Source organism: Variovorax boronicumulans (genome assembly GCF_029892485.1).
Classification (GTDB): domain Bacteria; phylum Pseudomonadota; class Gammaproteobacteria; order Burkholderiales; family Burkholderiaceae_C; genus Variovorax; species Variovorax boronicumulans_B.
Genome location: NZ_JARXVG010000001.1, coordinates 518,378 through 532,476, shown reverse-complemented (window position 1 = coordinate 532,476; position 14,099 = coordinate 518,378). Strand labels below are relative to the sequence as shown.

General features: G+C 66.5%; 14 protein-coding genes. 5 read left to right on the top strand and 9 right to left on the bottom strand.

Annotated features, from left to right (window positions below; all coding sequences use genetic code 11):
- The first annotated feature begins 1 nt into the window (after window position 1).
- From M2282_RS02550 to M2282_RS02540, 3 genes are all read left to right on the top strand, one after another.
- Entirely contained in the window at window positions 2–379 is a 378-nt protein-coding gene (locus M2282_RS02550) for an AtuA-related protein (RefSeq protein ID WP_280807211.1), read from the top strand.
- Window positions 380–424: 45 nt separating this feature from the next.
- Window positions 425–1,390 carry a Bug family tripartite tricarboxylate transporter substrate binding protein gene (locus tag M2282_RS02545; protein WP_280807210.1) on the top strand — a complete coding sequence of 322 codons (966 nt, stop codon included), beginning with the start codon at window positions 425–427 and terminating at the stop codon, window positions 1,388–1,390.
- 62 nt (window positions 1,391–1,452) lie between these two features.
- Entirely contained in the window at window positions 1,453–3,549 is a 2,097-nt protein-coding gene (locus M2282_RS02540; RefSeq protein ID WP_280807209.1) for an alpha/beta hydrolase domain-containing protein, read from the top strand.
- 3 nt (window positions 3,550–3,552) lie between these two features.
- Here M2282_RS02540 and M2282_RS02535 read toward each other — a convergent pair whose 3' ends face one another.
- Entirely contained in the window at window positions 3,553–4,332 is a 780-nt protein-coding gene (locus M2282_RS02535) for an NAD(P)H-dependent oxidoreductase (protein ID WP_280807208.1), read from the bottom strand.
- 92 nt (window positions 4,333–4,424) lie between these two features.
- Here M2282_RS02535 and M2282_RS02530 point away from each other — a divergent pair, with 92 nt between their 5' ends.
- Both M2282_RS02530 and M2282_RS02525 read left to right on the top strand, forming a co-directional pair.
- Entirely contained in the window at window positions 4,425–5,324 is a 900-nt protein-coding gene (locus tag M2282_RS02530; RefSeq protein ID WP_280807207.1) for a LysR family transcriptional regulator, read from the top strand.
- Window positions 5,325–5,476: 152 nt separating this feature from the next.
- The gene (locus M2282_RS02525) at window positions 5,477–6,022 is read left to right on the top strand and encodes a DUF2867 domain-containing protein (protein ID WP_280807206.1); all 546 of its coding nucleotides are present in this window, start codon (window positions 5,477–5,479) and stop codon (window positions 6,020–6,022) included.
- A gap of 26 nt (window positions 6,023–6,048) precedes the next feature.
- Here the strand turns inward: M2282_RS02525 and M2282_RS02520 are convergent, their stop codons facing one another.
- The 8 genes from M2282_RS02520 to M2282_RS02485 form a co-directional block, all read right to left on the bottom strand.
- The gene (locus M2282_RS02520) at window positions 6,049–6,492 is read right to left on the bottom strand and encodes a cupin domain-containing protein (RefSeq protein ID WP_280807205.1); all 444 of its coding nucleotides are present in this window, start codon (window positions 6,490–6,492) and stop codon (window positions 6,049–6,051) included.
- Window positions 6,493–6,681: 189 nt separating this feature from the next.
- Window positions 6,682–7,182: an Lrp/AsnC family transcriptional regulator gene (locus M2282_RS02515; RefSeq protein WP_280807204.1), complete on the bottom strand. Its 501-nt coding sequence runs from the start codon at window positions 7,180–7,182 to the stop codon at window positions 6,682–6,684.
- Window positions 7,183–7,197: 15 nt separating this feature from the next.
- A complete protein-coding gene (locus tag M2282_RS02510; RefSeq protein WP_280807203.1) occupies window positions 7,198–8,556 on the bottom strand; it encodes an aspartate aminotransferase family protein in 1,359 nt (452 codons plus the stop codon).
- Window positions 8,553–9,617, bottom strand: coding sequence for a phosphotransferase (locus tag M2282_RS02505; RefSeq protein ID WP_280807202.1), 1,065 nt, complete (start codon window positions 9,615–9,617; stop codon window positions 8,553–8,555). The genes M2282_RS02510 and M2282_RS02505 overlap by 4 nt, the downstream gene beginning before the upstream one ends.
- A 38-nt stretch (window positions 9,618–9,655) precedes the next feature.
- The gene (locus M2282_RS02500) at window positions 9,656–10,321 is read right to left on the bottom strand and encodes a haloacid dehalogenase type II (protein WP_280807708.1); all 666 of its coding nucleotides are present in this window, start codon (window positions 10,319–10,321) and stop codon (window positions 9,656–9,658) included.
- A 181-nt stretch (window positions 10,322–10,502) separates the two neighbouring features.
- Window positions 10,503–11,780: an NAD(P)/FAD-dependent oxidoreductase gene (locus M2282_RS02495; protein ID WP_280807201.1), complete on the bottom strand. Its 1,278-nt coding sequence runs from the start codon at window positions 11,778–11,780 to the stop codon at window positions 10,503–10,505.
- Window positions 11,781–11,823: 43 nt separating this feature from the next.
- Window positions 11,824–12,696: a GNAT family N-acetyltransferase gene (locus M2282_RS02490; protein ID WP_280807200.1), complete on the bottom strand. Its 873-nt coding sequence runs from the start codon at window positions 12,694–12,696 to the stop codon at window positions 11,824–11,826.
- Window positions 12,697–12,764: 68 nt separating this feature from the next.
- The gene (locus M2282_RS02485) at window positions 12,765–14,090 is read right to left on the bottom strand and encodes an NAD(P)/FAD-dependent oxidoreductase (protein WP_280807199.1); all 1,326 of its coding nucleotides are present in this window, start codon (window positions 14,088–14,090) and stop codon (window positions 12,765–12,767) included.
- Window positions 14,091–14,099 lie beyond the last annotated feature (9 nt).

Here is a 14,099-nt window from a genome sequence, read left to right as displayed (position 1 = left end):
TATGAACGACCTGACGCCAGGGCTCGATCCGCTCATCGAAGTCCCTCTTTACCGCGCCGCCCACGGCCGCACCGGCGACAAGGGCGACCGTTCCAACATCAGCGTCATCGCCTGGCGCGCCGAGTTCTATCCGCTGCTGCTCGAGCAGCTCACGCCCGAGCGCGTGGCCGCGCAGTTCCGCCACCGCGCGCCATCGAACGTGCAGCGCTTCGTGCTGCCCAAACTGCATGCGATGAATTTCGTGCTCGATGCGGTGCTCGACGGTGGCGTGAACGATGCGCTGAACCTCGATGCGCATGGCAAGGCGCTCTCGTTCCTGCTGCTCGACATGCCGATCCAGATACCGCGCGCGCTTGAACCGTTGCTTGCAGGGCCATAGCGGCGCCGCTCCACTTTTCCTACTCATCCATCCGGAGACAAAACAATGAAACGATTTCCTCTAGTCGCAGCGACCGCGGCACTCGCGCTGGCCCCGCTGCTGGGCCACGCGCAGGCCTTCCCCGAAAAGTCGATCACCTTCGTCGTGCCCTTCGCGGCCGGCACCGCCACCGACCAGATCGCGCGCGCGCTCGGCAACAGCATCACGGCGGAAACAAAGCAGGCCGTCATCATCGACAACAAGGCCGGCGCGAGCGGCTTCATCGCCTCGCAGAACGTGGCCAAGGCACCGGCCGATGGCTACACCGTGCTCATCACCACCAACACCACGCACGCGGCCAACGAGCACCTGTTCAAGAAGCTGCCCTACGACCCGGTGAAAGACTTCGCGCCCATCGCCGCGCTCGGCAAGGGCGGGCAGATCATGGTGGTGAACCCGTCGTTCCCTGCGAAGACCGTGGCCGAGTTCGTTGCGCTTGCGAAGAAGGAGCCGGGCAAGTACAGCTTCGGAAGCGGCAGCTCGTCGAGCCGCATGGCGGGTGAGCTGCTGCAGCAGATGGCCGACATCAAGCTGCTGCATGTGCCCTACAAGAGCAACACGCTGGCCGTGACCGACCTGCTCGGCGGGCAGATCCACATGATGATCACCGACACCGCCACGGGCTTGCCGCAAGTGAAGGGCGGCAAGCTGCGCGCGCTGGGCATGTCCAGCGCCAGCCGCTCGCCGCTCGCACCCGACGTGCCCACCATTTCCGAGGCCGGCGTGAAGGGCTACGAGATGGGCTACTGGTTCGCCGCTTATGCCCCCGCGAAGACGCCGCCCGCCGTCGTCAAGCGCCTGAACGAGCTGCTCGTGAAGGCCGCGAAGAGCGAGTCGGCGAAGACCGGCTTCTACGAACCCACCGGCACCGAGGTGTTCACCACCTCGCCCGAGGAACTGGCCAGGTTCCAAGCCGGCGAATCGCAGAAGTGGGGCCGCATCGTGAAGGCGGCCGGCATCGAAGCCGAGTGACCTGCGCGCCGTAGCGGAGATCGGCGCCGCGCGAATACAGGACACCACAAAGGAGACAAACCATGAAACGCTGGAGCCTTGCGGCTGCCACGGTGGCTTCGGCCGCCCTTTTTCTGAGTGCCTGCAGCGGTAGCGGCGGTGGAGGTGGGGGCTTCGTGCTGCCGCCCGTCGCCGGCACGCCGCCACCAACCACGCAACCCCCGGCCGCCACCGCGCCGAAATTCAAGCTCGCCATCGCCAAGACCGAGGACGTGCCCGGCACCTTCGGCACCGCGGGCACCTACGAGAAGATCAGCGGCACCTTCACCGGCGAGGTCGACCCGAAGGACGCGCGCAACGCGATCATTCAAGACCTGCAGCTCGCACCGCTCAACGCCAACGGCAAGGTCGAGTACAGCTCGGACTTCGTGCTCTTCAAGCCCAAGGACATGAGCAAGGCCAGCGGCGTGCTGCGCTACGACGCGCCGAACCGCGGCAACATCGTGAACCTCGATCCGTACTTCGCCTCGCGCGGCTACGTGTTCCTCACGGCCGCATGGCAGGGCGACGTGCCCGCGGCCGCCGGCAAGCTCACGCTGAATGTGCCGGTCGCGAAGAATGCCGATGGCAGCAGCATCACCGGCACCTACCGCGCCGAACTGCTGCCCACCACCGCGACGAACGATTCGCTGCCGCTGCCCGGCGGCCCGTTCAACGCCGCGATGCAGGCCTACGCGACCGCGAGCCTGGACAACACAAGGCCCGGCTACGTGCTCACGCGCCGCATCAACGAAGGCGATGCGCGCCAGCTCATTCCCGCGAGCGAGTGGAAGTTCGCAAAATGCGGCGCAGGTACGCCGTTCCCCGGCACACCCGACGAGACCAACGTGTGCCTCAAGGACAAATGGGACCCGGCCTACATGTACGAGCTGGTCTACATCGCGAAGGACCCGAAGGTCATGGGCCTCGGCCTTGCCGCGCTGCGCGACATGATCACTTTCTTCCATCGTGACGCGAGCGATGCGGCAGGCACGGCCAACCCCGTAGCCGCGGCCATCAGGAACACCATCGCATCGGGCGTCTCGCAATGCGGCAACTTCATGAAGACCTTCGTGCACCTGGGCTTCAACGAGGACCGGGCGGGCCAGAAGGTGTTCGACGGCGTGTTCGCGCAGATCGCCGCGCGGCAGACCAACATCAACATGCGCTTCTCCATTCCCGGTGGCGGCGGCGGCGTGCGCACTGACCACACGGCCTTCGGCCAGGCCGGCACGCGCGGCCTCTCGAAGGACTATGTGGACGACGTGGCCCAGCGCCGCGGCGGCATCCTCTCGCGCTGCGAGGCGAGCGGCACCTGCCCCAAGCTCTTCATCGGCTTCAGCGGCACGGAGTTCTATGTGCTGCAGGGCTCGCCGCTGCTCACCGATGCATGGGGCACCACCGACCTCGTGCAGCCGGCCAATGCGCGCATCTACTACTACGCGAGCACGCACCACTTGTTGGGCCTTGCATCGTTGCCGGGCGCGAGCGCCGGCGCGCTCTACACGACCAATGCGAACACCAGCGTCATACCCGTCGTGCGCGCCCTGTACCAGAACCTCGAGGACTGGGTCGTGAAGGGAACGACGCCACCCGACAGCCAGGTGCCCAGGCTCGCCGACGCCACGCTGGTGCGCCCGCCGCAGGTCAAGTTCCCGGCCATTCCGGGTGCGAACTACACGGGCCTGGTCAACACCTACTCGCTGCTCGACTGGGGCCCCGGCTACCGCCCGCAGGACGAGACCGGCATCGCCACCCAGGTGCCGCCTGCGTACCTGGGCCGCGACTACGCGATCCTCGTGCCGCAGGTGGATGCGGACGGCAACGACATCGCCGGCATCCGCAGCCTCGACGTGGCCGTGCCCGTGGGCACCAACACCGGCTGGAACTACACGAACAAGCCGGCCACCATCGACCAGGCGGGGCTCTTCGGTTCGTATTTCCCGTTCGTGAAGACGGTCGCGCTGCGCGCCGGCACGACCGACCCAAGGCTCTCTCTGCAGGAGCGCTACACCGACCAGGCCGGCTACGTCGCAGCCGTGACCAGCGCGGCCAACGACCTGGTGGCCAAGCGCTTCATGCTGCGCGTCGATGCCGATGCGGCCATTGCGAACGCATCGGCCAACCCCGTGCTGCCCTGATCGTCAATCGGCCACGTGCGCCGCGAACCCGGTGCGGCCCGGCGCCACGTCGGGCCGCAGGGTGAGGGCGGGGATCTCGTAGTCGCCCGCGTTCTGCGGCCGGAACGCGATCGGCGCTGTCGTCCACAGCGCATCGAGCCGGTCGCCGAGTTCCACGGTGATGCGCGCGTAGGCGGCATCGTCGACCTTGCCCGTGCGGTAGACCACGAAGGGCGGCAGCACATCGAAGCCCGGGTAGTAGAGGATGCCGTGGTGAATGGGGAACAGCAGCTCGTCCATCGGCCCGTTGATGCCGCGCGGGCTGTAGTGCGGCGCCCAGCCGCCGGTGGTGAGCACCAGCATTGCGCGCTTGCCTGCCATCACGCCCTGGCCGAAGCGGTCGCCCCAGTGCGTGTCGGAGTGCTCGCCCACGCCGTAGGCAAATCCGTAGGCATACACCCGCTCGACCCAGCCCTTGAGGATGGCGGGCATCGAATACCACCAGAGCGGAAACTGGAAGATCACCGCATCGGCCCACAACAGCTTGGCCTGCTCGCCCGCGATGTCGTCGGGCTGCGTGCCGGCCTCGAAGGCGCGCTGCGAATCGAGCACCGGATCGAAGTGCGCGCCGGGCTCGAGGTGGCTGAAGTCGGCCGCATCGAGCGGCGCCTTCCATTGCATCGCGTAGAGATCGGACACGCGCACTTCGTGCCCCGATTGCGTGAGGCGCTCCACCATGAAGTTTTTCAGCGAGCCGTTGAGCGAGCGGGCTTCGGGATGGGCGTGGACGAGGAGGACTTTCACTTGGAATCAACCTGTGGAATGAAGAACATGCACGCAGGTTAGGAGCGGTGGCGATATATTGGAAATGAATAGTTCGAATTCCAGCCATTGCCATGAACAATTTCAGCCGTCTCGATCTCAACCTGCTCGTCACGCTCGACGTGCTGCTCACGGAGCGCAACGTCACCCGGGCCGCCGAGCGGCTGAACCTTTCGCAGCCCTCGGTGAGCGTGCAGCTCGCCAAGCTGCGCGAGGCCTTCGCCGACCCGCTGCTGGTGCCCGCGCAACGCGGCATGCGGCCGACCGCGCGCGCCGAGGAACTGCGTGAGCCGCTGCGCGAAGCGCTGGAGTCATTGGGCCGCGCGGTGGCGCCGACCAAGCCCTTCGATCCCGCAGAGGCCACCACCACCTGGCGCGTGGCCGCAGCCGACTATGCCGAGTCGGCCATCCTGCTGCCTGGGCTGGCCGGCTTGCGCATGGCGGCGCCGAACACGCGGCTGGCCGTGGTGGAGGCGGTGCCGTCGCGCATGGCGCGGCAGCTGGAGCATGGCGAGATCGATCTGTTCTTTCACACGAGCGTGGGGGCTCCGCCTGGATTGCATCGGCGGGTGCTGTTCAACGAGCGCTATGTGCTGGCGGGGAGGGCGGGGCATCCGCGGCTGAAGCGGCGGCCGACGCTCGCGCAGTTCTGTGCGCTGGAGCATGTGGTGGTGTCGCCAGCCGGTGGCGGGTTCACCGGGCCGACGGACGAGGCGCTGGCGCAGATGGGCTTGTCGCGGCGCGTGGCGCTGTCGGTGCCGCACTTTCTTTTCATGATGTCGGTGCTGGCCGAGACCGACATGGTGGCGATGCTGCCCGAGCGGCTCGCGCGTGGCGCACCGGGGCTACGCGTGGTGGAGGCGCCGCTGGAAGTGCCGGGGTATGAGATGGCGATGCTGTGGCATGAGCGGCGGCATCGGGATGCGGGGCATCGGTGGGTGAGGGAGTGGATTGCGGGGAGTGTGGAGGGTTGAGGTGATTTCGATCCGCTGTGGAGACAGCTCTTGAGCGAATACCGCAACGAACAGGAGGCTGAGCTTTTTCACTGGTGTGCCCCTATGGGATCCAGTGCGGACTTCCACGCATAAGATGCGAGGATCGGGGGCCAAGCCTCGGAGTGTCATTCATGCCAAGCGAACTCACGCCAGTAAAGCCGGTTGCTCTCCCCACGCAGTCTGCCGTCGCTACCATTTATGAATCAATGAACCTCGCAGACGCATTTGCGGTTCAGCTTCCCTTTGGCACCTCAAGCGATCCGGATGTCCTGTGGCGGTTTCTCATTGCGCAGCAGCCATCCTGGATCGGATGGCTCACCAACATCCGGGATGCAATCGTTGCATCCTTTGGTCTGAAGACCGCCAAGCACCTCGCGACGCTCTCCAGCGAAGCCGACGCCGACCGCATTGGTATCTTCAAGGTCTACGCCAGAAGCGCAACCGAGATCGTCCTGGGCGAGGACGACAAGCATCTTGATTTCAGACTGTCGGTACTCCACACGCCCGACTTGTCTCCAACACTCGGTGGACAACTGACTGTCTCAACCGTCGTCCACTGCCACAACCTCCTGGGCCGAGCCTACATATCGGTCATCGCTCCTTTTCATCGCCAGGTTGTGAAAGCCAGTCTTCGTCGCGCCGCACACATCGGTTGGCCCAAGGCAGCCGCAAGATAGAGGCGTGGACGAACCCGGCGGGCCGCTCAGGCGGCCACAGTGACCCCATGGCGCTCAAGAACAGCCAGCAGTGCCGGCACATCAGGCGGCCCCGCTGGAACCTCATGATCGACAGCCGTGAACATCTGGGCAGCCAACGCGCCTTCCCCGGTGATCTCCAGCATCCGCCCACCACCTTTGCCGTATTGAAATCCGTGCACCGTTCCGCGCGGCACGTGCACAAGCGTTCCAGGATGACAAGCGTGGACGCGCCCGTCGCAGTGAAAGTCGATCTCGCCGTCGAGGACGTAGAAGGATTCGTCCCAATCGTGGCTGTGCGGCGGCGGACCGGTTCCCTCGTCACCTTGTTGAAAGGTGATCCCATAGCTCTGGGTTGCCGCATTCGACGCCAGGACGGTGACTTGCGTGCCAAGCACATTCAGAGGAACTTCGCGCTGATCGCGCGTGAGGACAAAGTACGGAATCGTCATGTTCCATCCTCCAGGTCGGGAGTGCGATTTTGCGCGCCGCACGAAGGGCGCACAAGCCATCGCCGAAGCGCTTTCACCATCTCCGCCGCAATCCAGATCATGTTCTCCGGACACGTCGATACGGAGTCTTCGGAATGATCCGATGCCTTCTGCTTCCTCGCGAATTTGAGATCACGAGACGCACAACCCTCACTCCCAACGCTTCTGCGTCGCGATGATGCCCAGCGGATATCCGCGGCGCCCCGGCGATTGGCGCAAGACGATCCGGCTGGCGAAGCGCTCGATGCCAATCTCGTTTTCGAGCATCTTTTCCATCAGCGCCTGAAAGTAGCCAACGCCCGGCGCCACGATCTTCAGCAAGTAGTCGTAGCCGCCGCTGACGTTGTAGCACTCGACGATCTCCTCGTACTTCGCGGCGGCTTCCTCGAACCTGCGGAAATCATGTGGGCGGTGGCTGCTGATGGTGACCTCCGAGAAAACGATGACGTGGTCCCCCAGCTTTTCCAGCGCGACGTCGGCGCCGTAGCCGCGGATCAGCCCGGTCTCCTGCAGGCGCTTGGTGCGCAGCAGGCACGGGCTGGGGCTCAGGCCCACCGATTCGGCCAGGTCGACGTTCGAGCAACGTCCCTCGCGCTGGAGATGCACAAGGATCTTGAGGTCGAACCGGTCGAACGAAACTGCTGATCTCATCGCGCCATCGTCCGTTCAAGTGGATTCCTGCGGGGTGTGCTGCGCCTCGGAGAGCGATGCGTCTAACGCCTCGATCACCATGCCGGCCTGCTCCGCCGACAGCACCAGCGGCGGACGGATCTTGAGCACGTTGTGCCCCTGGGCGCAGGCGCTGAGGAGCACGCCCTTGTCGCGCATCAGGTTGACCACCCGGCTGGTCAGGCCGCGGTCCGGCGCGCGTGTCGCGCGGTTCGATACGAGCTCGACCCCGACGAAGAGACCCGCCCCCCGCACGTCGCCGATGGCCTCATGCCTTGCAGCGAGCCCGGCGATGCCGTCGCGCAGCAACTTGCCGACCTGGGCGGCGTGCGGCAGAAGCCGCTCCCGCTCGACGGTCTCCAACACTGCCAGTGCGGCTGCGCACGAGACCGTGTTGCCGGCGAAGGTGTTGAAGTAGCGCGAGTGCTTGCCGAATTCCGCCAGCGCGTCGGCGGTCGCAAGAAGGCCCGCGATCGGCTGGCCGTTGCCCATCGGCTTGCCGAGGGTGACGATGTCGGGGACCAGGCCATGGCGCTGAAAGCCCCACATGTGCTCACCCGTGCGGCCGAATCCGGGCTGCACCTCGTCGGCGATGAAGAGGCCGCCAGCGCGCTTGATCGCCTCGACCGCTCCCTTCAGGAAACCTGCTGGCTCGGGCAGGATGCCGTCGCTGGTGAAAAGCGAATCGACGATCAGGGCTGCCGGCTTGATGCCGTGCCGCTGCAGGTCGGCGATCGCCGCCTCCACGTCGCGCGTGAAGCGATCTCCAAGGTCGGCGCCTTCCGCGTGGTACTGGCGCGGCGCCGGCACCAGGCGAACGTGCGGACCGAGGGCGACCGTCACTCCGAGCGATGGCGAGAACTGCGACACCGCATCGGTGATGCCGTGGTAGGCCGTGTCGGTGACGATCACCCCCGTGCCGCCCGTGCGCACCTTGGCGATGCGGTAGGCCAGGTCGTTGGCCTCGCTGCCGGTGCAGGTGAGCATCAGGTGGGCGAGGTCCGTTCCGGGCACGCTCGCGATCAGGCGCTCGGCCAGTTCGAGGATGGTGTCGTGCAGGTAGCGCGTGTTGGTCGCGAGCGTCTGCACCTGGCGGCAGATCGCCTCGGTCACCGCGGGATGGCAGTGGCCGAGCGAGGTGACGTTGTTGTAGACATCGAGATAGCGGCGGCCTTCCGGGTCCATCAGCCAGACGCCGTCGCCGCGCACGATGTGCAGCGGGTGTTCGTACATCAGCCGGTAGGCCGGGCCGAGCAGCGCATTGCGCCGCTCGATCATCGCCTCGGTGGCGGGCCCGACGTTGGCGCGGCCGGGAATGTAGGCGTTGACCATGTTGAAGTCGGCGGTGGTTTTCATGAAGAGGCTCCGGTTCGTGTGGGGGTCAGCAGGCGGTCGCGCGCTTCGTGGCGGGAGAGGTCTGCCATCTGCGACAGCCCCTCCCAGGCCGCGGGGTTGTGCCGCAGGATGTAGGCGCGGTTGTCGGGATAGCGCAGGGCGCGCCACTCCGAAATCAACGCGGTGATGAGATGGCGCGTCGCCATGAGGTCGGCCACGACGTCCTGCTCCGGCGCGGTCAGCGGCAGAGCGGACTGGTAGGCGCCGACGAACTGCGCCGGCCCTTCGAACGGGTCCGCGCTGCCGGTCATGTGGAAGGCTGCGGCCGTCGCCACCTCGCCGACCAGTGGCGCATGGAGCATGTCGCCGAAATCGATGATGCCGGTGATGCGCACCGGGTCATTGGGCGCGACCAGCACGTTGTAGAGGTGGTAGTCGTTGTGGATCACCTGCGCCCTCACCGACGCGAGGCGAGGCAGCACATGCTCGGTGAAGCGCGCCATGAACGACCGGGCCAGCGCACGCCGCGGTCCTTCGGCCAGGCTGTCGAGTTGCGTGGTCAGCCGGTGCGCTGCCGACACGTTCCACAGCAGGTCGTGCGTGGCCGCGGGATGCGTGAAGTCCCGCAGGGCAAGGTTCAGTTCGGCCAGGCTTCTGCCCATCGAGATGCGCTGGGCGGCGGTGCGTGGTGTCTCCCGGATCTGGATGCCCTCCAGGTAGGTGAGCATGCGCACGGTGGTGGGGGTGCCGTCGGCGAGCGCCACGGTGCCGCGCGCACGCCCGTCGAGCATTCGCACGACGCGGGGGACCGGCTGGCCGGGCGAGGTGCGGGCAATGTGCTCGATGGCGGCGATCTGGAAATCGACCAGGGACACCGGCTCCGACGGGTTGCTGATCTTGAACACGTAGCGCGTGCCGTCGGCGGATTCCAGCGCGCAGTTCTGGTCGCGCTCGCCGGCCAGCGCCTTCACGCCGACCTCCATGCCGTAGAGGCGCGCCACCAGCGCCTGCACCTCGGCCGGCGCCAGGTCGGGCACGGCGGTGCCCAGTTCGGCGGCCTCGTCCGGGCGTCCTTCGGGCATCGCTCCCTGGCGGCCAGGGGAGGAGTCGAGGCTGGCCATCAGAGTCCGAGCAGGGCGGGGAGCTGGCGAACGTCTGTCAGGCGGTTCACGCCGTATTCGGTCGACGTGGGTTCGTGGCCCCGGTCGATGAAGGCCTTGGCCATGAAGCCGAGATCGGACGCCGTCATCAGGTCGTACCGGAAGCTCGAGGAGACGTGCATCATCCGGTCGGGCCCGCACCCCAGCCGGTCGAACATGTGCTCGAAGGCCTGCATGCGCGGCTTGTAGGCGCGCGCTTCCTCGGCGGTGTAGACCGCGTGGAAAGGCGCCTTGAGGTGCGCGACGCTGTGGGGAATGAGGTCGACCATCGAGTTAGACAGGATCACCAGCGGCACGTGCGGCGCAATCGCTTCGAGCACTTCGACCACATTCGGATGCGGCTGCCAGTTCGGCACGGCGTCGTACAGGGAGACTGCATCCGATGCCAGGCATTCGATGCCGTGGGCCTTGCAGGTGCGCTGGATGGCGTTTTCCACCACGTCGAAAAAAGGCTTCCAGTCGCCCAGCACCTCATCGAGGCGGTAGGCCTTGAAACTGTCCAGGAACGCCGGCATCCGGTCGGCTGGAACGCGGTCCTTGAACAAGACCTTTGCCGTCGGGCCCATCTCGAAGTTGATGAGCGTGCCATAGCAATCGAAGCTGATGAATTTGGGTTTGAAGATCATCGGTAGACCTGCTGCGTTGAGAGGAAACAAGTCTAGGTTTGCCCCCTCTGCAGGAGATGCCATATCGCTGTGGATACCGAGCAGTTTCTTGGTCAATCCGAAGGGCGCGCGACATTTTTGGCGGCGCAGTTCGGGGAGTGGATCGCGCCTGGCGCGCAGTCGCGTCGTCCACCCACCGGTTTCAGGCCAGCTTGTCCTTGAGCCGGTAATAGGCTCCTACCAGGGGCAGGAACCACGGCGGTCCCACATGCCCCGGGATCGCGGGCCAATCGAAGTCTTTCCATGGATTGAGTTCGGCGCGCCCGTCCATGACTTCCGCCATGATCGTCCCCATCAGGGTCGACATCTGGGTGCCGTGGCCGCTGTAGCCCATCGAGTAGTAGATGCCATTGCGCTCGCCGGCGCGCGGCAGGCGGTCGCGGGTCATGTCGACCATGCCGCCCCAGCAATAGTCGATGCGCGCTTGGCGAAGCTCGGGAAAGACGTCGTGCAATGCCGCGCGCAAGATCGCGCCGCTCTTCTCGTCGGAGTTCGGGTTGGAAACGGCGAAGCGGGCGCGTCCGCCGAAGAGCAGCCGGTTGTCCGGCGTCGTGCGGAAGTAGTTGACCAGGTTCTTCGTATCGACGGCCATCCGGCGCCGCGGCAACAGCCGGTCGAGCGTCTCTGTCGGCAGTGGCTCGGTAACGATCAGGAAAGCGCCGACCGGCACGATGCGGCGTCGAATCCAGCCCAGCGGCCCCGTCTGCGAGGTTCCACTCGCCAGCAGAACCTGCGAGGCGTTGAGCCGACCCTTCGGCGTTTCGATCTGGTGCCCTCCGCCGGGGACGGGTCGCAGGGCTGTCATCGGCGCATGTTCGTGAATCTCCACGCCACGCCGCGCCGCCGCTTCCGCCAGGCCGCGCACGAAGCGCCCGACATGCATGCCGGCGCCCTTGCGGTAGATCAGCCCGCCGTAGAAGCGGTCCGATCCGACCTCGCGGGCGAGGTCTGCACGGCTCACCATCTCGGTGTCGGGGTCGACATTGGCTGCCAGCAGTTCCTGGCTGCGCGCGAGCTTGTCGTAGTGCTCGGGCTTGGCCGCGAGCTTGATCTTGCCAACGCGCGCGAAGCTGCAGTCGATCTTCTCTTCCGCGACCAGGCGCTCGACCGTATCGACGCCGGTATCGAAGGCTCGATAGAGCCGGTCGGCGGCTTCCTTGCCGAGCTTGGCCGACATCGTGCCGTAGTCCTGGGCAAAGCCGTTGTTGCACATGCCGCCGTTGCGACCGGAGGCGGCGTGCCCGACGGTCTCGGCTTCCAGGAGCAGCACGCGTGCTCCCTTCTTGGCAAGCGCCAGCGCAGCCGAACAGCCGGTCAGGCCGCCGCCGATCACCGCCACGTCGCAGTTGCCCTGCACGGGTCCTGCAGCGGCACTGCGGAAGGGTTCGGAGGTGTCTAGCCAGTACGAAGTCAGCTTCATGGCGGGGTATCCCACGTCTTCGAGCGCAGCATCGCGATGTCTCCTAGTTGAACGATTGGTTGGCCAGCGCGAACATGCGTGCCGGCCCCGCCGGAGGAATGTGCGGCCCCTTGACCATGGTGGTGGCGTCACCAGCCTGGCGCAGGCCGATGCTTTCCAGCCAGTCCCCGAGCTGCGAGGTGGCGGCGGTGTCGACGCGGACGAAAACCTGGCCGAGCCGTGCGAGCGCGGCTTCGATCAAGGCGCGCGCATCGGCCGCACTTTCGGCGACCACGGGACCGATGACGTGCCCGCGGCCGAAGGGGCGTGAAATGGCATAGCCGCGCGTCTCGCCGTCGCGCACGAGCACGTGACCGTCACCTGCCTGGATGAGGCGATCCAGCATCTGTCGCCTGGCCCAGCCAGTGGCCTGCCGGTCGAGACGCGAGACCTCCTCGATATCCAATGGCGCCATCGCCCTGACAAGGCTGGCCGGCGGCGCCTGGTGGTGCCCGCAGGGAACGCCTTGATGCTGATGGACGGCACCGATGCGGACAAAGCCGCGCCTCTCATAGAGCGCCAGGCCTTCGGCCGTCGAGTTCAGCGTGATGGTCCGCGGGTGCGCCGCTGCCAACAGCGCATCCATCAGCCGGGCCCCGTGACCACGGCCTTGGGCAGCCTTGGCCACGATGATCATCCCGGCTGAAGCATGGGCCTCGCCATATGCCCACCAGGCTGCGGTCGCGATCACTGTGCCGGCGCCGTTGCGGAGCACGAAACCCTGGCCGAGCTCGAGCGCGAAGGCCCAGTCCCCGAGCCGGTAGGGCCAGGACATCTCCTGCGAAAGCTGGAGGGCGCCTTCCAGGTGTTCCACGGCAAACGGGACCAGCGCCACCTCATCGTCGTTGTCGCCGGGCCGGGTTGTCATGGCGGTCATGATTCGCGCGCCATGATGGCGTTCAAGGGCGTGATGTTCCGCTCCATTCGCTCGGTGTCGATTCGGTCCTAGAAATCCGCGACCTTGCCCCAGGCTGTACCGCTGAACCGCTCCGGCCGATAAGGTGCCGGGTCCACGATCGGTTCGGCACCGCTGGCAATGTCCGCGATCAGGTGGCCGGCGCCAGGGCCGATGCCGAAGCCGTGCCCCGAAAACCCCGCGGCCAGAATGAAGCCAGGCACACCCGGCACCTCGCCGATGCCGGGAACCCCGTCCGGCGTGCTGTCGATGTAGCCAGCCCAGGCGTGCGTGATCCTTGCATCGCGAAGTTGGGGCAGCAGTTCGATGGCGCGGCGTTGGGTGTCCCTGATCGCGGTCATGTCGGGCTTGGGATCGAGGATGCGCACCCGCTCCATCGGCGTGGGCGCATCGAGCCGCCATCTCGACAGCGTTTCATGGCCGCCCCGGATGCCTTCCAGGCCACCCGGGCGAAGGTTGCGCCAGCGCTTGGCGAACATCGGCACGAACTGCGGAGCGAAGCGCATGAACTGGCCTGTCAGGTCCACGCGTGCGCGGCCGCTGATGGCCAGCGCGTAGCGTCCGTCGCTGCGGCGCGTTACGGAGACGCCCGCGCTGACCACAGCGTCCGGCAAGCGCTGTTCCACAGCGGACACGCTCAGGATGGATTGCCGCACCGAAGCCTGCGGAAAACGGATGCCCAGCTGGCGGCAGAACGAGGAGGCCCAGGCGCCGCCGGCCATCACGGCCGTCCGGGTCTTGATGACCCCGGCTTCCGTGATCACGCCGCTGACCCGTCCGCCTTCCGTCTCGATGCCGCGCGCCGCGCAATTCTGGTGGACGCTGCCACCCAGCTTGATGAGCGCCGCCGCCACGGCCGGTGCCGCCTTGCCGGGATCGGCGGTGCCGTCGCTGGGCGAGAAGACCCCGCCTTTCCAGGCGCGGCCGGTGGCCTGCCCGCGCTCGGCGGCCTCGCGGCCACTCAGCATGTGGGTCGTCACGCCTGCGCTTTTCGCAAACTCGCGCCAGCTCGCCCAGCGGGAGATTTCGGCCTCGTCGTTGCTGAGGTACAGCAGCCCGCAGCGATGGAATCCGGTGTCTTCGCCGCTCTCGGCGGCAAAGCGTTCCCAGAGATCGAGGCTCTTGCTCGCCAGCGGCAGTTCGCGCGCATCGCGGTTCTGCTGCCGGCACCAGCCCCAGTTGCGGCTCGATTGCTCGGCGCCGATCCTTCCCTTCTCGACCAAGGCGACCGAGACGCCGCGCCTGGCCAGGTAGTAGGCGGTAAAGACACCGATGATGCCGCCGCCGATCACGACGACATCGGCGGAGGCCGGCAGCTCGGAGGAAGTGTGGATGTGGTTCAGCGGTGGGGACATGACGCAGCT